This window comes from Bradyrhizobium lablabi (genome assembly GCF_900141755.1).
Lineage (GTDB): Bacteria > Pseudomonadota > Alphaproteobacteria > Rhizobiales > Xanthobacteraceae > Bradyrhizobium > Bradyrhizobium lablabi_A.
Genome location: NZ_LT670844.1, coordinates 3,691,977 through 3,711,643, shown reverse-complemented (window position 1 = coordinate 3,711,643; position 19,667 = coordinate 3,691,977). Strand labels below are relative to the sequence as shown.

General features: G+C 62.9%; 20 protein-coding genes and 1 pseudogene. 8 read left to right on the top strand and 13 right to left on the bottom strand.

All coding sequences use genetic code 11. The annotated features are described in order from the left end of the window. Positions 1-61: 61 nt before the first annotated feature. From B5526_RS17305 to B5526_RS17290, 4 genes are read right to left on the bottom strand one after another with little or no spacing between them, the layout of a single operon-like run. Positions 62-538, bottom strand: a complete 477-nt coding sequence (locus tag B5526_RS17305; RefSeq protein ID WP_079539863.1) for a DUF1178 family protein — start codon at positions 536-538, stop codon at positions 62-64. Continuing rightward, positions 535-1,413, bottom strand: coding sequence for a carbon-nitrogen hydrolase family protein (locus B5526_RS17300; protein ID WP_079539861.1), 879 nt, complete (start codon positions 1,411-1,413; stop codon positions 535-537). The genes B5526_RS17305 and B5526_RS17300 overlap by 4 nt, the downstream gene beginning before the upstream one ends. After that, positions 1,410-1,685 carry a glutaredoxin 3 gene (grxC, locus tag B5526_RS17295; RefSeq protein ID WP_079539859.1) on the bottom strand — a complete coding sequence of 92 codons (276 nt, stop codon included), beginning with the start codon at positions 1,683-1,685 and terminating at the stop codon, positions 1,410-1,412. The genes B5526_RS17300 and grxC overlap by 4 nt, the downstream gene beginning before the upstream one ends. Before the next feature lie 33 nt (positions 1,686-1,718). Continuing rightward, complete coding sequence (locus B5526_RS17290; protein ID WP_079539857.1) at positions 1,719-2,528, bottom strand: ComF family protein; 810 nt, start codon at positions 2,526-2,528, stop codon at positions 1,719-1,721. Positions 2,529-2,679: 151 nt separating this feature from the next. Between B5526_RS17290 and B5526_RS37760 the strand changes: the two genes are divergently transcribed. Continuing rightward, positions 2,680-2,907, top strand: a complete 228-nt coding sequence (locus tag B5526_RS37760; RefSeq protein ID WP_154071343.1) for a hypothetical protein — start codon at positions 2,680-2,682, stop codon at positions 2,905-2,907. A gap of 107 nt (positions 2,908-3,014) precedes the next feature. After that, positions 3,015-3,341 (top strand): hypothetical protein, encoded by a 327-nt coding sequence (locus tag B5526_RS17285; protein WP_079539855.1) that lies wholly within the window; start codon positions 3,015-3,017, stop codon positions 3,339-3,341. A gap of 306 nt (positions 3,342-3,647) precedes the next feature. Here B5526_RS17285 and B5526_RS17280 read toward each other — a convergent pair whose 3' ends face one another. Together B5526_RS17280 and B5526_RS17275 are read right to left on the bottom strand one after the other, a co-directional pair. Next, positions 3,648-4,136, bottom strand: coding sequence for a GcrA family cell cycle regulator (locus B5526_RS17280; RefSeq protein ID WP_079539853.1), 489 nt, complete (start codon positions 4,134-4,136; stop codon positions 3,648-3,650). Between the two features lie 17 nt (positions 4,137-4,153). Further along, positions 4,154-4,354 carry a hypothetical protein gene (locus tag B5526_RS17275; protein WP_079539850.1) on the bottom strand — a complete coding sequence of 67 codons (201 nt, stop codon included), beginning with the start codon at positions 4,352-4,354 and terminating at the stop codon, positions 4,154-4,156. Positions 4,355-4,454: 100 nt separating this feature from the next. Between B5526_RS17275 and B5526_RS17270 the strand changes: the two genes are divergently transcribed. Next, positions 4,455-5,297 (top strand): methyltransferase domain-containing protein, encoded by an 843-nt coding sequence (locus B5526_RS17270; protein ID WP_079539848.1) that lies wholly within the window; start codon positions 4,455-4,457, stop codon positions 5,295-5,297. Between the two features lie 117 nt (positions 5,298-5,414). Here B5526_RS17270 and mutT read toward each other — a convergent pair whose 3' ends face one another. After that, complete coding sequence (mutT, locus tag B5526_RS17265) at positions 5,415-5,825, bottom strand: 8-oxo-dGTP diphosphatase MutT (protein WP_079539846.1); 411 nt, start codon at positions 5,823-5,825, stop codon at positions 5,415-5,417. Between the two features lie 193 nt (positions 5,826-6,018). Between mutT and B5526_RS17260 the strand changes: the two genes are divergently transcribed. Continuing rightward, positions 6,019-7,623 carry a TadE/TadG family type IV pilus assembly protein gene (locus B5526_RS17260; RefSeq protein WP_079539844.1) on the top strand — a complete coding sequence of 535 codons (1,605 nt, stop codon included), beginning with the start codon at positions 6,019-6,021 and terminating at the stop codon, positions 7,621-7,623. A gap of 57 nt (positions 7,624-7,680) precedes the next feature. On the opposite strand, the gene argJ is transcribed toward B5526_RS17260, so the two are convergent. Further along, complete coding sequence (gene argJ / locus B5526_RS17255; protein WP_079539842.1) at positions 7,681-8,922, bottom strand: bifunctional glutamate N-acetyltransferase/amino-acid acetyltransferase ArgJ; 1,242 nt, start codon at positions 8,920-8,922, stop codon at positions 7,681-7,683. Between the two features lie 159 nt (positions 8,923-9,081). Next, positions 9,082-10,011, bottom strand: coding sequence for a peptidylprolyl isomerase (locus tag B5526_RS17250; protein WP_079539839.1), 930 nt, complete (start codon positions 10,009-10,011; stop codon positions 9,082-9,084). Positions 10,012-10,358: 347 nt separating this feature from the next. Here B5526_RS17250 and secA point away from each other — a divergent pair, with 347 nt between their 5' ends. Together secA and B5526_RS17240 are read left to right on the top strand one after the other, a co-directional pair. Beyond that, entirely contained in the window at positions 10,359-13,196 is a 2,838-nt protein-coding gene (gene secA, locus B5526_RS17245) for a preprotein translocase subunit SecA (RefSeq protein ID WP_079539837.1), read from the top strand. Between the two features lie 120 nt (positions 13,197-13,316). After that, a pseudogene (locus B5526_RS17240) lies at positions 13,317-13,400 on the top strand (SEC-C metal-binding domain-containing protein); the annotation flags it as partial. 175 nt (positions 13,401-13,575) lie between these two features. On the opposite strand, the gene B5526_RS17235 reads toward B5526_RS17240, so the two are convergent. The 4 genes from B5526_RS17235 to B5526_RS17220 form a co-directional block, all read right to left on the bottom strand. Next, positions 13,576-15,159, bottom strand: coding sequence for a L,D-transpeptidase family protein (locus tag B5526_RS17235; protein WP_079539832.1), 1,584 nt, complete (start codon positions 15,157-15,159; stop codon positions 13,576-13,578). A gap of 304 nt (positions 15,160-15,463) precedes the next feature. Next, a complete protein-coding gene (locus B5526_RS17230) occupies positions 15,464-16,426 on the bottom strand; it encodes an acetyl-CoA carboxylase carboxyltransferase subunit alpha (protein WP_079539830.1) in 963 nt (320 codons plus the stop codon). 182 nt (positions 16,427-16,608) lie between these two features. After that, positions 16,609-17,568 carry a site-specific tyrosine recombinase XerD gene (gene xerD, locus B5526_RS17225; protein WP_079539828.1) on the bottom strand — a complete coding sequence of 320 codons (960 nt, stop codon included), beginning with the start codon at positions 17,566-17,568 and terminating at the stop codon, positions 16,609-16,611. Positions 17,569-17,584: 16 nt separating this feature from the next. Next, positions 17,585-17,731, bottom strand: coding sequence for a histidine kinase (locus tag B5526_RS17220; protein ID WP_079539826.1), 147 nt, complete (start codon positions 17,729-17,731; stop codon positions 17,585-17,587). Positions 17,732-17,897: 166 nt separating this feature from the next. Here B5526_RS17220 and B5526_RS17215 point away from each other — a divergent pair, with 166 nt between their 5' ends. Together B5526_RS17215 and aroB are read left to right on the top strand one after the other, a co-directional pair. Then, the gene (locus tag B5526_RS17215) at positions 17,898-18,512 is read left to right on the top strand and encodes a shikimate kinase (protein ID WP_079539824.1); all 615 of its coding nucleotides are present in this window, start codon (positions 17,898-17,900) and stop codon (positions 18,510-18,512) included. Then, positions 18,509-19,657 (top strand): 3-dehydroquinate synthase, encoded by a 1,149-nt coding sequence (aroB, locus tag B5526_RS17210; protein ID WP_079539822.1) that lies wholly within the window; start codon positions 18,509-18,511, stop codon positions 19,655-19,657. Before B5526_RS17215 ends, aroB begins: the two co-directional genes overlap by 4 nt. The last annotated feature ends 10 nt before the right edge of the window (positions 19,658-19,667 follow it).

Sequence of the window (19,667 nt, the reverse complement as noted above, 5' to 3'; positions counted from 1 at the left end):
GACCCGGAATCTCGAGATTCCGGGTTCGATGCTTCGCATCGCCCCGGAATGACGCCGCGCGTCAGTTGCGGTCGTCCGGCAGCACCGGCAACGGCGAGACCTCGACGCCTTCCTCGATCAAGGCGCGCGCCTCGTCGGGCGAGGCTTCGCCGTAGATCGGGCGATGCTCGATATCGCCGTAGTGCATTTTCCGCGCCTCGTTCGGAAAGCGCTCGCCGACATTGTCGGCGTTCTTCACGATGTGATCGCGCAACTCTTTAAGCTTGGCGCGCAGCTCGCGCTCCTGCGCCATCATCAGCGGCGTTGACGCGGGTGCGGCGACATCGGTGGCGGGGGCAGCGGCAGGCTCGGGAGCCGCGATATCGCGGCCTTTTTTGCTGACGATTTGCGGGGCCATGATGGCGCGCTCGACCTTGGCCGAGCCGCACGCCGGGCAGTTCACCAGTCTGCGTTTCTCCTGGCTTTCGTAAGCCGAAGAGGATTGAAACCAGCTGTCGAACGCATGGCCGCGGTCGCAGCGTAGGTGATACCGGATCATGCCGATCCCCGCACCAGGTGCAGATGCTCTGGTCCCGCTTTCGGATCGACCACGCTGAAACGCCGTCCGTGCTGCAGCGACGGCACGGTTTTCCGCGCGGTCTCGACTTTTGCCGGATCGATCGTCGCCAGGAACACGCCGGGCTCGACGCCGCCTTCGGCCAGCACCTCGCCCCAGGGGGCGACGATCAGCGAATGGCCAAACGTCTCGCGCTTGTTCTCGTGCATGCCGCCTTGGGCTGCCGCGAACACGAAGCAGCCGGTCTCGATGGCGCGGGCGCGCAGCAGCACGTGCCAGTGCGCTTCGCCGGTTTTCCGGGTGAAGGCGGAAGGCACGGTGAGGAACGAGGCGCCGCTTTCGGCTAGCGCGCGATAAAGCGCCGGAAAACGCACGTCGTAGCAGATCGTGAGCCCGATGCGGCCCCATGGCAGGTCCGAGATCACGGCCGTTTCGCCCGGCTGATAATTGGCGGATTCGCGATAGCTCTCGCCGTCAGGCAGATCGATGTCGAACATATGGATCTTGTCGTAGCACGCGATCACGTTGCCATCCGGCCCGATCAGGAACGAACGGTTGACGGCGCGCTCGGGGGAAGCGCGCAGCGCCAGCGAGCCGATATGAAGATGGATCTTCAGTTCCGCCGCGAGCGCGCGATAGGCTTTCAGCGAAAGGTCGTCCTCCTCGCTGGCGAGATGCTCGAACAGCGCCTTGCGATTGAGCTGCATCATGTTGCTCACCTCGGGGGTGAGCACGTAGTCGGCGCCCTGCGCCACAGCTTCGCGAATCAGTTTTGTTCCCTGCTCGAGACTAGGCTCGGGCAACAGGCCGGTGCGCATCTGCACCATCGCGGCGGTGAAAGTTTGGTCAGCGCTCATGAACTAGCCTTTTCGCCCGAGAGCAATGGATCGAGATTGCCGGCGCGGTCCAGCGCGTAAAGCTCGTCGCAACCGCCGACATGGAGCTCGCCGATGAAAATCTGCGGAAAGGTCGAGCCGGCTCCGGCGCGATCCCACATCTCCTGACGGAGCGCCGGGTCGATGGCGACATCGAATTCCGTGAACGCGGCCTTTTTCCGCGTCAATAGCGATTTAGCGGCGCTGCAATAGCCGCAGCCCGGACGGGTGTAAATTTCGATGGCAGCGGTCATACAGCGCTCGGTCGTGGATAAGGATTTGCCGCATTATATGGGAGCTTTGTGGGTGTCCACAACCCGCGCGAACACCAGCACGTCGACGGATAAGGCTTTCGCGCGCAACAATGCCCGCGCGCAGGCGTCAACCGTGGCGCCCGAGGTCAGCACATCGTCGATCAGGATCAGGCGGCGGCCCTGGACGTCGGCTGTGCGCTCGGGCGCGACCTTGAAGGCGCCCTGCACATTGGTCGCCCGCTGTGCCCGCGACAGGCCGATCTGCTGCTGCGTCGGCCGCACCCGCCTCAGCGCCTCGGAGGCGAGTTTGACGCCGCTCTGGCGTTCAATGACGCGCGCGAGCGCGCCGGACTGGTTGTAGCGCCGGCTCCAGCCGCGCCGCCAATGCAGCGGCACCGGAACGAGCGCGTCGGCGTCGCGTAACAGCTCGTGCCCGGCCCGCGCCATCCAGCGGCCCATGGCCGGGGCGAGATCCGTGCGGTCCTGGTATTTCAGCGCATGCACCAGCGTGCGCGCGACGTCGTCATAGCGCACCGCGGCACGCGCGCGTGCATAGGCCGGGGGACTAGCAATCGCTTCCATCGACAGCAGATCGGGACCGGGATCGTAGACAAAGGGAATCCCGAGCCGCGGACAATAAGGCGGTGCGATGAACGACAGCTTCGCCCAGCACGAGGCGCAGACGCCTTCGCCGGCGACCGGCTCGCGGCAGGCGACGCACAAAGTCGGCAACGCGATGTCGAGCGCCAGCCGCGCCGCATGCCGCCACGCGCTGTGGCAGGCGCCAAGCGCGCCGCGCAAACGGTGAGCGATGGAACGGGATGGTGATGCCTCGGCGTCCATCAGGAGAGGCTAACGTCTCGGGCGGTGCGGCTCAAGCGGCAAACAGGTTGAGGGTTGCGGTTCATCGGCCGTCAACCTCTCCGTGCTTTAAGGTCAGCCGCGCCGGCCGCGCGGTTCGGCGCAGCGAGCGACCAAACCTGAGGCGGCGCAAGTGAACCTCTACGAGACAATAACGTCCTCGCGATGGAGCGTTCCCAACCTGCCGATGTTCACTAGAGATCGGAACGGCCAAACCTTGTTCTATATTAACGGACCGCGCTTTAGCGGCTATGTGGTACCCGACGCGCAGCGCGAATGGGCGCTCCGCAATGCGATCGAGCGCTTCAAAAAGATGGAGATATCGGTTGCCCATTTCGCGGTTCCAGACCAAAAACTTTAGACATACCCGAACGAAATCGAACATCTCAATTTAGGTTTATCTTTTCAGAGGCCGTCAACTTTCCCCTGTTAACCCTGATAATCGGGCAGGTAAATCAGGAGCCGAGCATGCCGACCAGAGCACGAGCCGCCGCGACCGACGCCCGAGAAGATATCATCAGCCCAGCCGCCATGAGCGCCCTTAGCCCGGGCGTTGTCAGTGCCATGGGAACTGTAGGGGCCGCCGTCCTCAAGATGCACAAACAGGCGCTGGACAAGAAGCCGGACTGGTTCTGGCACCTTTTCGCAGTATGCGAGGCCAAGGCCGCACGCATCGCCGAGCAAGCCACGCACAGCCCTCAGGCTTGCGGCGATGCGACGTTCATCGAAGTGTACGCCAAGACCTTGCCGGTGCTGGTGACGAAGGCGCTGGAGACGCGCACAAGCAAGCACTAGAGCATGATGATTTTGAGTTGAATCGTCCCCTGCGCAAGTTCGATCACCTCGCCCCGCTTGCGGGGAGAGGCATAGGCCGCCTTCGGCGGCCGTCCTTAGATAAGAAGGACGCCGAAGCGAAGCTTCGGCTATGTCGCGCAGCGATCCGGGTGAGGGGGATTCTCCGCATACGTTGTGCTTCAGTATTCGCGGAAGCAGCCCCTCACCCCAACCCTCTCCCCGCGAAGTGCGGGGCGAGGGAGAAGTGACCGCTGCGCCTCAACCTAAAGTCATCACGCTCTAGCTTCGGCGACGGAAGCGGCCACCTCACCCCCGCGCGACGCGCTGGCGGGAGCCCGGCCGGTAGGCGAGCCTTGTGTGGCCGGCGCAATAGGGCAGGCCATCGAGCGGCGTGTTGCCGCAAAAGCAGAAATCCGCGGCGCCCGGGGTGCTGATCGGCCAGCGGCATCGCTCCTCGCTCAACTCCAGCAGCGAGCAGCAATGGGCGCTCTGGATCGGAGCGTCGTCGACCGCAGCATGCGGCGCGCCGTACAAGGCCTTGAGCATCTGATATTGCCGCCTTGGACCCCTTGGCACCGTTTTCGGGCGGCCTGCCTTGGCGGCATCCTTTTCAGTCGGGCGTCGTGCTTTGCTGCTTCTCTCGCTCGTCAGATTGAGGCGGGAGAGCTTGCCGATGACCGCGTTGCGGCTCACCCCGATGTCGCAGGCGATCTCGCGGCAGGTCAACCCGGCTTCAAAGTGGCTTTTCAAGCGTTCGAGGCGTTCGTCGGTCCAGGTGGGTTGTTTGGCGGGCATGTCGATGGTCGCTTTCTTCAGGGCGCCTTGCCATTGTCGCGGATCGACAGCAGCCCGTCCTTGATAGCCAACCGAATGCCTTCCTCGATCAGGGTCCTGGCGACGCCGGGCACGCTGGTGCCGTGGGTGCCCTGTCTCACCAGTTTTTCGAGGTAACCGATGGTGGAGAGCGCCAACGTGATCGGAACGCGGTCGGTTTCGGCTTTTTCGGTGGCCATCCCCAAAAGCTAACCGTTATCGAGTGTACTGAAAAGTATCTTTTTAGACTCTATTTAGGGTCGGATTGCCAGATACGGAGGCGGCGGCGTACCAACCGGCATGGTCCCGAACCCGAACACCGCGCCCACCCTATTCGACCGCGCCTTGTTGCGGGCACGACAATCGCGCGCGTTGGGGCTGGGTCCCGCCACCTTCCTGCTCGACCGCGTTGCCGAAGATTTGGAAGAACGGTTGCACGCGGTGTTGCGGGATTTTGCCGACGTCGCCGATATCGGGACGCCGGGCGAGGGGCTGCGAGCGCCGTTATCCGAACGCTTCAAGTCCATTACCCATGTCGATTTGTCGGAACAGGAAACGCTCTCCCTCCAGCCGGAATCGCTCGACCTTGCGCTCTCCGCGCTGGCTTTTCAGTTCGTCAACGACCTGCCCGGCGTGCTGGCGCAAATCCGCCGCGCGCTAAAACCCGACGGGCTGTTGCTGGCGGCGATGATCGGCGGCGAGACGCTGACTGAACTCAGGCAATCCTTTGCCGCGGCGGAAGCCGAACGCGAAGGTGGCGTCTCGCCCCGCGTGGCGCCGTTTGCCGACCTGCGTGACGTAGGTAGCCTGCTGCAGCGCGCGGGCTTTGCCTTGCCCGTCACCGACGTCGATCGCATCGTGGTGCGCTACGACGATGCGTTCGCGCTGATGGCCGATCTCCGGCGGATGGGCGCCACCAACGTCCTCTTCGAGCGGCGGCGGACGCCGACCCGCCGCGCCACGCTACTGCGGATGGCGCAGATTTACGGCGAACGGTTTGCGGATGGGGACGGCCGCATCCGCGCGACTTTTGACGTGATCTGGCTGTCCGGCTGGGCGCCACATGAGAGCCAGCAGCAGCCGTTGCGGCCGGGCTCGGCGAAGGCGAGCCTGGCGGAGGCGGTGAGGAGGCCTCGGCGGTAGTGTCTACCCTCATGGTGAGGAGCGCGCACTTGCGCGCGTCTCGAACCACGAGGCCGAGCCTGCGGCCATCCTTCGAGACGCCGCGCAAGCGCGGCTCCTCAGGATGAGGACTGCGCATCACATCAACAAATCGATCAGATGCGGGATCAGCGGAATATCCGCCGGCGGCATTTTGTAGTCGCGCAGTTTGTTGGCGCGGACCCAGGCGAGCTTTTGGCCCTCGCGCGCGGCCACCTCGCCCTCCCAGCGCCGGCAGATATAGAGCGGCATCAGCAGATGAAAATCATCATAGGTGTGGCTGGCAAAGGTCAGCGGCGCAAGGCAGGCCTCATTGACAACGATACCGATCTCTTCATGCAGTTCGCGGATCAGCGTCGCCTCCGGCCGCTCGCCGGGCTCGAGCTTGCCGCCGGGAAATTCCCATAGACCGGCGAGCGACTTGCCTTGCGGGCGCTGCGCGATCAGCACGCGCTTGTCGGCATCGATGAGCGCGCAGGCGACCACGAGAGTGAGTTTGATATTCGCCATGCGCCGCTTGCTTTGCAGGAAAGGTGTTTGCAGGAAAGGTGTTGGCAGGAAAGGTTTGGGGCCGAGACCTCGAACGTTCAGGATAAGGTTTCATTAACTTTATTCGGAGCGGGATTCTACGGCCGCGATAAGTCATATTTAATCCCGCGGGCCTAGCTTTTGCCGGATTCAACCCGGGCACAGGCATCATCCCATGCGCAATCTTCTCCGTTTGATCGGCCGCTTCCGCAACGATCGGCGCGGCAATTTGGCGGTGATCTTCACGCTTGCAGCGATCCCCCTGGTATCGGCGCTCGGCTCCGCGGTCGATTACTCGATGGCGACCCGCATGAGGGCGAAGCTGCAATCCGCCGCCGATTCCGCAAGCGTTGCCTCGATTTCCCAGAATTCGGCCGGCTATCTTGCGGCGACGCAAATGCAGAGCGATGGAACGATCGCCGCCGGCGTCACCGATGCCAACGCGATCTTTGACGGCAACATGAATACGATTAACGGTTACCAGAATCTGACGCGGACCAGCACCGTCACCAAAACCGGGATCAAGCTGAAATCCGTCGTCACCTTCAGCGCCCAGGTGCCGACCACCTTCATGAGGGTGATCGGCATGCAAGCCCTCACGATAACCGGCACCTCGTCTTCGGCCGCCTCGCTGCCGCCCTATCTCGATTTCTATCTGATGCTGGACGTCTCGGGGTCGATGGGCCTGCCGTCGACCGACGCCGAGCAGACGCGGCTTTCAAAGATCAACCCGGATGACTTCAGCGTGTACCCCAACGGCTGCACCTTCGCGTGCCATTTTCAGACAAACGCGTGCAGCAACCCCTCCGTTGGGCAGAAGACTAATCCCTCTGGTTCGGTGGTCTCGGCATACCCAACGAACAATTATTGTCTAGGCTATCTTATCTCGCGCGTCAGCCAAGCCGGGTACAATAGTCTCCTCCAGCCAACTGCAAATTATCCGATGAAGGGCGTGCAGCTGACGGCTGCGATTCTTGCAAACGCGAATTCGTCGCTTACTCCTGGCGCTCCGAATTCGCTCATTACCGGCAACTCCAAAAGCCTGCCGAGCAGCCTGACGCCGGTTACGTCCTGCCCCAACGAGGGCGCAGACGCCTGCATCCAGTTGCGCGCTGACGCTGTCGGCTATGCCGTCACCCAATTGTTCCAGTATGCGAACACCCACGAGAAGGTCTCCAATCAATTCCGGATCGGGCTCTACCCGTTCGTGCGATACCTTTATGCTTATTTTCCGCTGACCAGCAGCATCGGCCCGTCTGACAGCATCACTACCGCGGCGAACAATCTCGCCACGCTGCTGGATCCCGGCAATAACTCCAACCTCGGCTCCGGCGGCACGCATTTCGAAAATGCGTTTCCAAGCATGAACACGACGATCACCAGCGTCGGCAATGGCAGCACATCGACCAATACGCAGCCCTACGTCTTCCTCATCACCGACGGCGCCCAGAATTTCCAGACCCAATGGGGCGGGGGATGGTCAGGCAGTAATAGCGCCACAGTGATGCCCAGCGGTACTTCGTCACCCTGCAAGCCACTCAGGGACCGCGGTATCACGGTTTCCGTGCTCTACATCCCCTATCAAACGATTCAGAATCCAACCACCATCTTCAACAATGAAGATAACGTCGCGAACGCCAATATCCCCAATATTCCCCCCAGTCTTACAGACTGTGCGTCGTCCGGCTTCTTCTACACGGCCAACACGCCCGCGGACATCCAGTCTGCCTTGAAGGCCATGTTCGATCACGCGGTGCAGACGGCGCATATTACGAACTAGCGGCCGGGCAACCGCTGAGATCATGATCCGACCAGATTGGATCATGATCGTCTCGCTTCACGAGCGATAATCGCCGTTGATCGCGATATATTCCTTGGTGAGGTCGCAGGTCAGCACGCGGTCGCGGCCTTTGCCGAGGCCGAGCGAGATCTTGATCTGGATCTTCGGATTCTTCATCGCGCTCGAGACCTGCGCCTCGTCATAGGAGGGATCGCGCGCGCCGCTTTTGGCGACGCGGATGCCGTTGAAGGCGATCGACAGCTTGTCGCGGTTGGCGGGCTCGCCGGCCTTGCCGACCGCCATCACCACGCGGCCCCAATTGGCGTCCTCGCCCGCGATCGCGGTCTTGACCAGCGGCGAATTCGCCACCGACATCGCGATCTTGCGCGCCGAGGGCTTTGATACCGCGCCCTCGACAATGATCTCGACCAGTTTTCGCGCGCCTTCGCCGTCCCGCGCGACCTGCTCGGCGAGATCGGCGAGCACGGCTTGGAAGGCTTTTGTGAATGCCTTCAGGCGGGGATCGCCGGGGCGGCTGATTTTGGGCGCGCCGTGCGCGGCGGCTGTGCCGGTGGCAAACGCGAGCAGCGTGTCGGAAGTCGAGGTGTCGCCGTCGACGGTGACGGCGTTAAACGTGTCCACGACGCCGCTCTTCAAGAGCGATTGCAGCGCGCCGGCCGTGATCGGCGCATCGGTGAACACGAACGCCAGCATGGTCGCCATGTCAGGCATGATCATGCCCGAGCCCTTGGCCATGCCGTTGATCACAACCTTTGCCTTGCCGAGTTTTACGGTCGCGGTCGCGACCTTCGGAAAGGTGTCGGTGGTCATGATCGCCTTCGCCGCACCCATCCATTCGCCGGGCGAGGCCTGTTCGGCGAGCGTCGCCAGCACGCCGTCGAATTTCGTGGCATCGAGCGGTTCGCCGATCACGCCGGTGGAGGCGAGAAACACCTCGTTCGGACGGCATCCGGCGGCTTTGGCGGCGATCGATGCCGTCAGCGCCGTGGCCTGCCGCCCGGTCTTGCCGGTAAAAGCGTTGGCGTTGCCGGAATTGACGACCAGCGCGCGCGCCTCGCCGCCGCCGAGCTTGGCGCGGCACCATTCCACCGGCGCCGACGGGCATTTCGATTGAGTGAAGACGCCGGCGACCGCGGTCCCCTTGTCCATCACCGCGAGCAGGACGTCGGTGCGGCCCTTGTAGCGGATGCCGGCCGCGGCGGTCGCAAGCCTGACGCCGGCAATCGCGGGCATCTCGGGGACGTCGGTCGGGGCGAGCGGGGAGATGGCTGATGACATGGAATAATTCCGAAAAAAAGAAATTCGTCATGGCCGGGCTTGACCCGGCCATCCACGTCTTTTCTCTCCTTGAAGAGACTTCAAGACGTAGATGGCCGGGACAAGCCCGGCCATGACGAGTGTAGATACTATCGGTCCCGAAGAAGTGACAGCGAATTTTTACTTCTTCGCCGGCGCCATCTTGGAGTCCTTGGCCGCCGCGTCGGGCTTCGCCGCGTCCGTCTTCGCCGCCGGGTCGGCTGCGGCCTGGTCCATGCGCTCGACCTTGGCGGCTTCGCGCAGCTTCGCCACGTAATCGGCCTGCGCCTTGCGCGTCACATAGGTCTCGATCTGGCCCTTGACCTGTTCGAAATCGGGCGCCTTGCGGTTACGCTTTTCCTCGACCTTGATGATGTGCCAGCCGAACTGCGATTTCACCGGATCGGAGATCTTGCCGGGCTCGAGCGAAAACGCCACGGCGGAGAATTCCGGCACCATCTGGTCCTTGGTGAAGAAGCCGAGATCGCCGCCGTCGGAAGCGCCGGGGTCCTTGGACTTCTTCTTGGCAAGCTCGGCGAAATCGGCGCCCTTGTCGAGCTCCGCCTTGACCGCCTTGGCCTCGTCCTCGGTCTCGACCAGGATATGGCGGGCGTGGACTTCCTGCTCGCCGGTGATCTGCTTGGAGGCGTCCTCATAGACCTTCTTCATGGCATCGTCGGTGGTCGCAGCCTTGCCCTCGCTCGCGAGCAGGCTGTCCATCAACAGCCGGTTGCGGGTGAACGCCAGCCGCTTCTTGAAATCCTCGCTATTTTCGACCTTCTTGTCCTCGGCCGCCTTGGCGACGATCTTCATGTCGATCAGGAACGCCAGCACGTTTTCCTTCTTGGTCGCCGGATCCATCTGCGCCAGGCTCGGCCCCAGTTCCTCTTCGGCCAGCGCCAAATCGCTCTGGCGGATCTCCGCGCCGTTAACTTTTGCCAGCACCGGATTGGCGTCCTCGGCGCGCAGCGGCAGGCCGGTCAACAGGATTACGGCGAGACAACCCGTCACGGCGGCGGAGGCGAGGCCAAAGCGCAGGCCGGGTTTCGTTTCCGGGAACGAAGTGGTCATGGAAAATCCTTATCTCTAACGATGGGGGCTGTTTGGAGCGGCGGGACACTCGCCCAATCATGGGGCCTTGGCAACGCGAAAAGTCTGTCAAAATGATGAATTCCTTGACAGCTTCGCGCCGTTGACAAGGCTGTGGCCCAGCCATATCTGTGCCGAACCGGGTCAATGGCCTGGCGCGTATTTCCTTGCGTTTTTGGCCATTGAACCTTGGATTGCTGAATTCCCACTCACTTGGCGGGTGCTCCCGGATCGGGGACGTTGCCGCAATGCGTCACGATGAGTTGATAGGCAACCGGGTGGACCATCTCACGGCAGCTTCGCCGGACCTTTAGAAACAGGAATTTGGTATGATCGGCGCGCTCGCCCGCAAGTTTTTCGGCTCCGCCAACGACCGGCGGATCAAGGGATATCAGTCCCGCGTCGATGCCATCAACGCGCTTGAGCCGGAAGTTGCCGCGCTATCGGACGAGGCCTTGAAGGCGCGCACCGCCGAGTTCCGCAAGCAACTCGCGGACGGCAAAACGCTGGACGACATCCTGGTTCCAGCTTTCGCCACCGTGCGCGAAGCTGCAAAACGCACCCTCGGCCAGCGCCATTTCGACGTCCAGCTGATCGGCGGCATGGTGCTGCACGAGGGCGACATCGCCGAGATGAAGACCGGCGAAGGCAAGACGCTGGTCGCGACGCTTGCGGTCTATCTCAATGCGCTCGCAGGCCGAGGCGTCCATGTCGTCACCGTCAACGACTACCTCGCCCGCCGCGACTCCGAATGGATGGGCCAGATCTACAACTTCTTAGGGCTTTCCGTCGGCGTCATCGTCCACGGCCTCGACGACGCCGAGCGCAAGGAATCTTATGCGCGCGACATCACCTACGGCACCAATAACGAATACGGTTTCGACTATCTGCGCGACAACATGAAGTACCGGCTCGAGGACATGGTCCAGCGCGGCCACTTCTATGCCATCGTCGACGAAGTCGACTCGATCCTGATCGACGAGGCGCGCACGCCCTTGATCATCTCCGGCCCGCTCGACGACCGTTCGGACTTCTACAACACCATCGACACCTTCATGCCGAATCTCGAGAAGGTCACCGATTACGAGGTCGACGAGAAGCAGCGCACGGTGACGCTGACCGAAGCCGGCATGGAAAAGATCGAGACGCTGCTGCGCGACGCCGGCCAGCTCAAGGGCGACTCTCTGTACGACGTCGAGAACGTCTCGGTCGTGCACCACATCAACCAGGCGCTGCGCGCGCACTCGCTGTTCCAGCGCGACAAGGATTACATCGTCCGCGACGACGAGGTCATCATCATCGACGAGTTCACCGGCCGCATGATGCCGGGGCGGCGCTATTCGGAAGGCCTGCATCAGGCGCTGGAAGCCAAGGAGCACCAGACGGTGCAGCCGGAAAACCAGACGCTGGCCTCGATCACGTTCCAGAACTATTTCAGGATGTACGAGAAGCTCGCCGGCATGACCGGTACGGCGGCGACCGAAGCCGACGAATTGTTCGACATCTACAAGCTCGAGGTGGTGGAAATCCCGACCAACGTGCAGGTCGCCCGCCTCGACGAAGATGACGAGGTCTATCGCACCCAGACCGAGAAATACGCCGCTATCCTGGCCGAGGTCGAGCGCGCCAATGCGCGGCTGCAGCCGGTTTTGGTCGGCACCGCGTCGATCGAAAAGTCCGAGGTGCTCGCCGAGTATCTGAAGAAGCACGGCTACAAGCAGATCGATTTCGGCAACGAAAACGCGATGGAAAAGCTGTATGCCGCGGCCCGCGCCGGGAAACCTGCAAAGCTGTTCGCGGTGTTGAACGCGCGCTTCCACGAGCAGGAAGCCTATATCGTGGCCGAGGCCGGCGTGCCCGGCGCGATCACGATCGCGACCAACATGGCCGGCCGCGGTACCGACATCAAGCTCGGCGGCTCGCTCGACATGCGCATCCAGCAGGAGACGACGGGCATTACCGACGAGGCCGAGAAGGCAAAAAAAATCGAACAGATCAAGGCCGACATCGAACGCTTCCGCGAGATCGTGCTGAAAGCCGAAGAGATCGTCGAGGCCGAACCGGCCAAGGGATCGAAGCCGGCCAAGACCGTGACAAAACCGGGCGGGCTCTACATCATCGGCTCCGAACGCCACGAATCCCGGCGCATCGACAACCAGCTGCGCGGCCGCTCCGGACGCCAGGGCGACCCGGGGCGCTCAAAATTCTTCCTGTCGCTGGAAGACGATCTGATGCGGATTTTCGGCTCCGACCGGCTCGATTCGATGCTGACGCGGCTCGGCCTCAAAGACGGCGAGGCCATCATCCATCCCTGGATCAACAAGGCCCTGGAAAAGGCGCAGCAGAAGGTCGAGGCGCGCAACTTCGACATCCGCAAGAATCTCTTGAAATTCGACAACGTCCAGAACGACCAGCGCAAGGTGATCTTCGATCAGCGCATCGACCTGATGAAGGACGAAAGCGTCGCCGAGACGGTCGCCGACATGCGCCGCGCCTTTGTCGAGGATGTCGTCACCAAGCACGTGCCCGAGCACGCCTATGCCGAGCAGTGGGACGTCGCGGGGCTGAAGGAAGAGCTGAAACGCGTGCTCGACATCGATCTGCCGGTCGATGCATGGGCCAAGGAAGAGGGCATCGCCGACGAGGAGTTGCTGACGCGCATCGAAAACCGCGTCGACGAGCACATGGCGGCCAAGGTGGCGCAATGGGGCCCCGACGTGATGCGTTACGTCGAAAAGACCATTCTCCTGCAGACGCTCGATCACCTCTGGCGCGAGCATCTGATCATGCTCGATCATCTGCGCCAGGTGATTGGCTTGCGCGGCTACGGCCAGCGCGATCCGCTGCAGGAGTACAAGTCCGAAGCCTTCAGCCTGTTCGAGGCGATGATCGCGCATCTGCGCGAGGCGGTGACGGCACAATTGATGCGGGTCGAAATCGTGCCGCCGGAAGAGCCGCAGCCGGCCTTGCCGCCGATGGAGGCGCACAAATTTGATCCCAACACCGGCGAGGACGAATTGGCCTTCGCCAGTGCGTCGCTGGTGCCGGCGGCGACCGCCGACCGTGACCCCAAAAATCCGAAAAGCTGGGGCAAGGTCGGCCGCAACGAGGATTGCCCCTGCGGCTCAGGCAAGAAGTTCAAGCACTGCCACGGCAAGTATGCCTGAGCTCGTGCTGCTGTCATCGTCCGCGAAAGCGGATGATCCAGTACGCCGCGCCGTCTCGGTTCTATCCTAAACGCCTCGGAATACTGGATGCCCGCTTTCGCGGGCATGACGGTGAGTCGTAGCTGGGGCAAGGTCGGCCGCAACGAGGATTGCTCCTGCGGCTCAGGCAAGAAGTTCAAGCACTGCCACGGCAAGTATGCGTGAGGCGGGCTGACGGGTCTCTTCTCGTCGTCGTCCCTGCGAAAGCAGGGACCCATAACCACCGGCTTTAGTTTGTTGCACGAAAGCCGTCGAACAGTGTTTCTCAAAACATCTGCTGCGGCGTATGGGTCCCGGCTCAAGGCCGGGACGACGCGAGTTTTTCGGGAAGGCGCGTGGCTTACTTCACCGCCGAGAAGCGGCTCTCGAACGAATTCGCCTGCACGATCGGCGCCGAGCCGGCGACCAGGGCGTCTTTGGCGGCGGGCGCGGGGGCTGACGCCGTCTCGGTGTCGGAGACGCTCGGTTTCAGCGGCGGGCGCGCGGCGGCCTGTCTTGTCTCAGGTTTTGAAACCTCCGGCTTCGAAGACTCTGGCTTGGAAGACTCTGGCTTGGAAGACTCTGGCTTGGAAGACTCTGGCTTGGAAGACTCTGGCTTGGAAGTCTTGGCTTGCGCCGCCGGTTCGTTGCGCTTGGCCTCGATGATCTTCGGCTTGGCCGGAACCGCCGCCTGCTGGGTGGCGCTCGCGGTGGTGTCGGCGGCGATCGCGCCGCTCAAGCCGACCTTGCGGGCGAGGTTGCTGAAGAAGCCGCCGTCGGATTGCGTATTGCTCGGCGCGGCCGAAGCGATCCGCGTCGCCGGTGCCGTCGCCGGCGCGGTGCTCGGCGCCATCGAGGCTACCAACGGCTCTTCCGGAGATGTCACAGGCCCGCGCGGCGGATTGACGGTTGAGGGAATGGTGCCGGGGGCGCGGGCCATCGTCAGCAGCGACAGGCCCTGACCTTCGCCGCCTTCCGACAATCCGGTCGAGCCATTGGGCACCCGGGCGGCGAACACCTTGTTCATGCCGCCGTCGATGCCGGTATTCAACCGCGCGACCGGCGTGCCCTTGGCGATCAGCTTGGCGGTCTCGGCCTGTTCTTCCCGTTGCTTCTCGCGAACGGCATCAGCGAGTTCATCCGGGATCACATAGGCCGGGCATTTGGCGGAGGCCTCGAACACCGGATCCCGCTTCGCATCCGGCGCCTTCGCGGCATCGAACACGTATTTCTTCTCGCAGAAATCGACCTTCGGCTCCTGCCGTGTCACCTCGAAATGATCGTAGCCTTCCTTGATCATTTTCCAGAACGCCACGTTCGGGTTGTTGCGGTGCTTGGCCATGTTCAGCGGCGTCATCTTGAACGGATAGGCCTGGAACTGGAACGACTTCTGGCCGCCGAAGAAGGATTCGCGGCCCAGCGAATAGATTTCCGCGATCTGTTCGTCGGTCATCGCGTAGCAGCCGCGCGACGAGCAGTCGCCATGCACCATCAGCTCCGAGCCGGTATGTCCGAGCGACCGGTCGTAAGCGTTGGGATAGCCGGTATTGAACGAGAGATAGTAGGCCGACTGCGGATTCATCTGCGCCGGCGAGATGTTATAGAAGCCTTCGGGCGCCTGGCGGTCGCCTTCGCGCACCTTGGGGCCGAGGTCGCCCGACCAACGGCAGATCGGATAGGTCTTCAAAAGCGCGAAGTGGCCGGAGCGGTCCTGCTTCCAGACCTCGAGCTCGGCCTCTTCCTTGAACAGCCGGACCAGGATCGGCGATTGCAGATCCATGTCCTTTTCCACCATCGCGGCGATCAGCTTTGGCGGAACGGGCTGGTTGGCCTTGGCGTTGGTCGCGAGCGAGATCTCGTCGCTGTTGCAGCCGGCCAGCAGCAGCGCACCGGTCGCGACCGCGACCGATGTGATAAGCGCGCGAACCAGCGAGCGGTAGATCAATGCAAAGCTCCACACCCAACGGGCAATGTTCGCACCCCAAATCTAGCGTTCATGCCCTGAAGCCATTGACTAAAAGTCTATCCTTTGACCCCCCGCCCCGCAAGCCGACACCGGCGGTGCAGCACGGTCCACCCCTAGCCTTGGTGAACAGACGTTAAAGAACGGTGTCTGGGCCTAATTGGGGCCAAAATCGCGGATTTTTGAAAAAGGCGTTGCCTGTTGCCTTTTGGCACGAATCACTCCGGCCAAGGCTGTCGCGCCCGGGAGCGGGGTTTGGCTCATCTCGGCCCCTGCGGGCACCGATTCAGGCCAATTTCCGGCCGATATCGAGGAATTTCTGCCGCCGCTGCTTGCGTATGCCATCGGAATCGAGGTTGCGCAGCTCGTCAAAGGCCTGCCCGATGGCCTCGCCCGTGGCCGCGATCATGGCGGCGGGGTCGCGATGGGCGCCGCCGGCCGGCTCCCGCAGAATGGTGTCGATCACCCCAAAACGCAGCATGTCTTGCGCCGTGATCTTCATGCTGGTGGCGGCCTCCTGGGCCTTGGTGCCGTCGCGCCACAGGATCGAGGACGCCGCCTCCGGCGAGATCACGCTGTAGATCGCGTGCTCGAACATCAGGACCCGGTTGGCGGTGGTGATGGCGATAGCGCCGCCGGACATGCCTTCGCCGGTGATGATCGCGACATTGGGCACCCCGAGCGACAGGCAGGCGTCGGTGGAGCGCGCGATCGCTTCGGCCTGGCCGCGCTCTTCGGCGCCGATGCCGGGATAGGCGCCGGCGGAATCGACAATCGACAATACGGGAATGCGAAACCGGTCGGCCATTTCCATCAGCCGGACCGCCTTGCGATAGCCTTCGGGCCGCGCCATGCCAAAATTGTGCTTGATGCGGCTCTCGGTGGTGGCGCCCTTCTCCTGGCCGATCACGCAGATGCTCTCGCCGCGGAAGCGGCCGAAGCCGCCCATCAGCGCCTCGTCCTCGCCGAATTTGCGGTCGCCGGCGAGCGGGGTGAAATCCGTGATCAGCGCGTTGATGAAATCGGTGAAATGCGGGCGCTGCGGATGGCGCGCCACCAGTGTCTTCTGCCATGGCGTCAGATTGGCATAGAGCTCGTTGAGCGCCTGCGCCGCCTTGTCCTCGATCCGCGAAACCTCATCGCCGATGTCGCTGCCGGTCGCCGCCAGCGCGCGCAATTCGTCGACCTTGGCTTCGAGTTCGGCGACGGGCTTTTCGAAATCGAGGTAAGAGCGCATGTGATCCGGCATCGAGGCAATATAGATAAGAACCCGCTCGCAGGCGACGCGGTTTCCGTTCCGCCTGAAGGAAGCGTGTCTTTTCAATTAATTAGCGCGCATCCCGGCATCTTTGCCGGTCGCGCGCGGGCAGGAAGCCGCTCTTTCAAGGCAGACGGCGCCGAAGTCAAGGCGGGGTCCGACGTTTGCGGGGACTACTTCTCCGCCAGCGGATGCAGGTCGCGCACGAGGCTCTTCAGGCGCTCCTCGACCACATGGGTATATATCTGCGTGGTCGAGATGTCGGTGTGGCCGAGCAGCGTCTGCACGATGCGCAAATCGGCGCCGTTATGCAGGAGATGGCTGGCAAAGGCGTGGCGCAGCACATGCGGAGACACCAGCCGCGGCGCCAGCCCGGCCGATGCCGCGAGTTCCTTCAAGTCGCGCGCAAAATGCTGCCGCGTCAGATGCCCGCTCTCGCCGAAAGAAGGAAACAGCCATTTTGAACTGGCCGCGTTCTTCTTTTTTTCAGGCTTAAGCGCTTCCATCGCGGCGAGGTAATCCGCCATCGCCTGCCGCGAGGCTTCGTTGAGCGGCACCAGCCGTTCCTTGTCGCCCTTGCCGCGCACCACGATCATGCGGGCATCGTGTCGCGCCGCCGAACGCGGCAGCGCCACCAATTCCGATACCCGCAAGCCGGTGGCGTAGAGCACTTCCAGGAGGCAATAGAGCCGCATCGCGCGAAGCCGCTGCGGCGCGGAGGCTCCCGGCGCTTCGCCGAGCGACTTGGCGCGCGCCAGCAGCCGGTCGACGTCGGAGATCGACAGCACTTTCGGCAGTCCGCGGCCGCGCTTCGGCCCGGACAGGATCGCGGCCGGATCGTCGTTGCGAACCCGCTCGTTGAGCAGGAAGCGAAACAGGTGCCGTATCGCCGACAGCCGTCGCGCCACGCTTGAGGACTTGAAGCCGCGGCTATCGAGATCGGCGAGGTAGTCCCGCAGCATTTGCGTATCCGCGCCGGCAAAACCGCGGCCACCACGGGCGAGAAACTCGGAAAAATCGGTCAGATCCCGGCGATAGGCGTCGAGCGTGTTGTCGCCGGCGCCCTGTTCCGCCGCGAGCATGTCGAGGAAGAGGCTTGTCAGTTTGGCATCAGAGGTCTTGCTGGAACGCATCCCTCCACCCTACCGCCTATTTCTTGAGGAACTTGTCGGCGGGGATGGTGACGGTCATTTCCCGCGGTTTCGGGTTGACGAAATTGGCCAGCGCGAAGATCACGCCATAGACGATCCCGACGATCACAGCGACCACCGTCAGAAAGCGGAACAGGCTGGGCATCTCGGAGCCTCAGGCGGCGAATTAACCATTGAATTCATGTGGGATGGCCGGGACGGACTACCAACATGTTCGCCCATCCGTTGCAAGTCTCTCTGGCAACGGTATCGGCGGGGGTAGTATAGGTGGCGCGGAACGCCGCAATTCCGCAGGCGTCGAGCCATTTGAGATGCCTGAACCAGCCATTCCGGCCAGCGGTCGCCCGTCCCAGGAAGCCGAGATATCAGCGGCGCTGGGAAAGCGTTCGATCGTGCTGGTGGGCATGATGGGCGCCGGCAAGACCACCATCGGACGGCGGCTTTCGGGACGGCTGGGGCTGCGGTTCCTGGACGCGGACGGCGAAATCGAGCTGGCCCACGCGGGTATGACGATCCCCGAAATTTTCGCGGTCCATGGCGAGCCCTATTTCAGGGATGGCGAATCTCGGGTAATTGCGCGGCTGCTCGAAGGCGGCCCTGCCGTGCTTGCCACCGGGGGCGGCGCGTTCATGCGCGAGGAGACCCGCAGCCGCATTCGCGACAAGGCCGTATCGATCTGGCTCAAGGCGGATGTGGATATCATCATGAAACGCGTGAAGCGCCGGGCCGACCGTCCGTTGCTGCAAACCGAGGACCCCGAAGCGACCGCCGGGCGGCTCTTGAGGGAACGCGAGCCGGTCTATCAATGCGCCGATCTGACGATCTGGTCGCGCGACGTGCCGCACGAAAAGATCGTCGATGAATGCATCGACGCGCTGCACACCTTTCTGTTGCCGCCGTCGCCGACCTTGGGCGCCACACGATGACCGCGCCCCTGAAACATTCGGATTCCGTTACCGTCGATGTCGCGCTCGGCGATCGTGCCTATGACATCGTGATCGGCCGCGACGTTTTGCCATCGCTGGGTGCGCGCGTCGCCGCGTTGCGTCCCGGCGCGCGTGCCGCCATCGTCACCGACCGCAATGTCGCTAAATATTGGCTGGAGCAGACCGAAGCCTCGCTGGCGGCGGCCGGTATCGCCACCTCGCGCATCATTGTCGAGGAAGGCGAAGGCTCGAAAACCTATGATGGCCTGCAGCGGGTCTGTGAGGCGCTGATCTCGGCAAAAATCGAGCGCAACGATCTGGTGATCGCGCTCGGCGGCGGCGTGGTCGGCGATCTCGCGGGCTTTGCGGCGGCGATCCTGCGCCGCGGCGTCGATTTCGTGCAGGTGCCGACGTCATTATTGGCGCAGGTCGATTCCTCGGTCGGCGGCAAGACCGGGATCAATTCGCCGCAGGGCAAAAACCTGCTCGGCGCCTTTCATCAGCCGCTTTTGGTGGTCGCGGACACCGCGGTACTCGACACGCTGTCGCCGCGCCAGTTCCGCGCCGGTTACGCCGAAGTCGCCAAATACGGCGTGCTTGGCGACGAAGCGTTTTTCGCCTGGCTGGAGGCCAACCACGCCGATGTTTTTTCAGGCGGTAGCGCGCGCGAACACGCCATCGCCACCTCCTGCCGGGCCAAAGCCGCGATCGTGGCGCGCGACGAGCGCGAGACCGGCGAGCGAGCGCTGCTCAATCTCGGCCACACTTTTGGTCATGCGCTGGAAGCCGCGACCGGCTTTTCCGACCGGCTGTTCCATGGCGAGGGCGTTGCCGTCGGCATGGTGCTGGCGGCGGAATTTTCCGCGGAACTCGGGATGATCGGGCAAACTGAGGCGGCGCGCGTCAAACATCACCTTGCCGAGGTGGGCCTGCCGACCCATCTGCAGGATATCGCCGGATTTGCCCAGGAAGGGTTGACGGATGCCGACGCGCTGATGGTGCTGATGGCGCAGGACAAGAAGGTGAAGCGCGGCCGGCTGACCTTTATTCTGCTGCAGGCGGTGGGCAGGGCGGTCATTACATCAGATGTCGAGCCGGCTGTGGTTCGCGATTTTCTCGCTCACAAGCTTGCGAGCAAACCCTAGGTGATGGCCC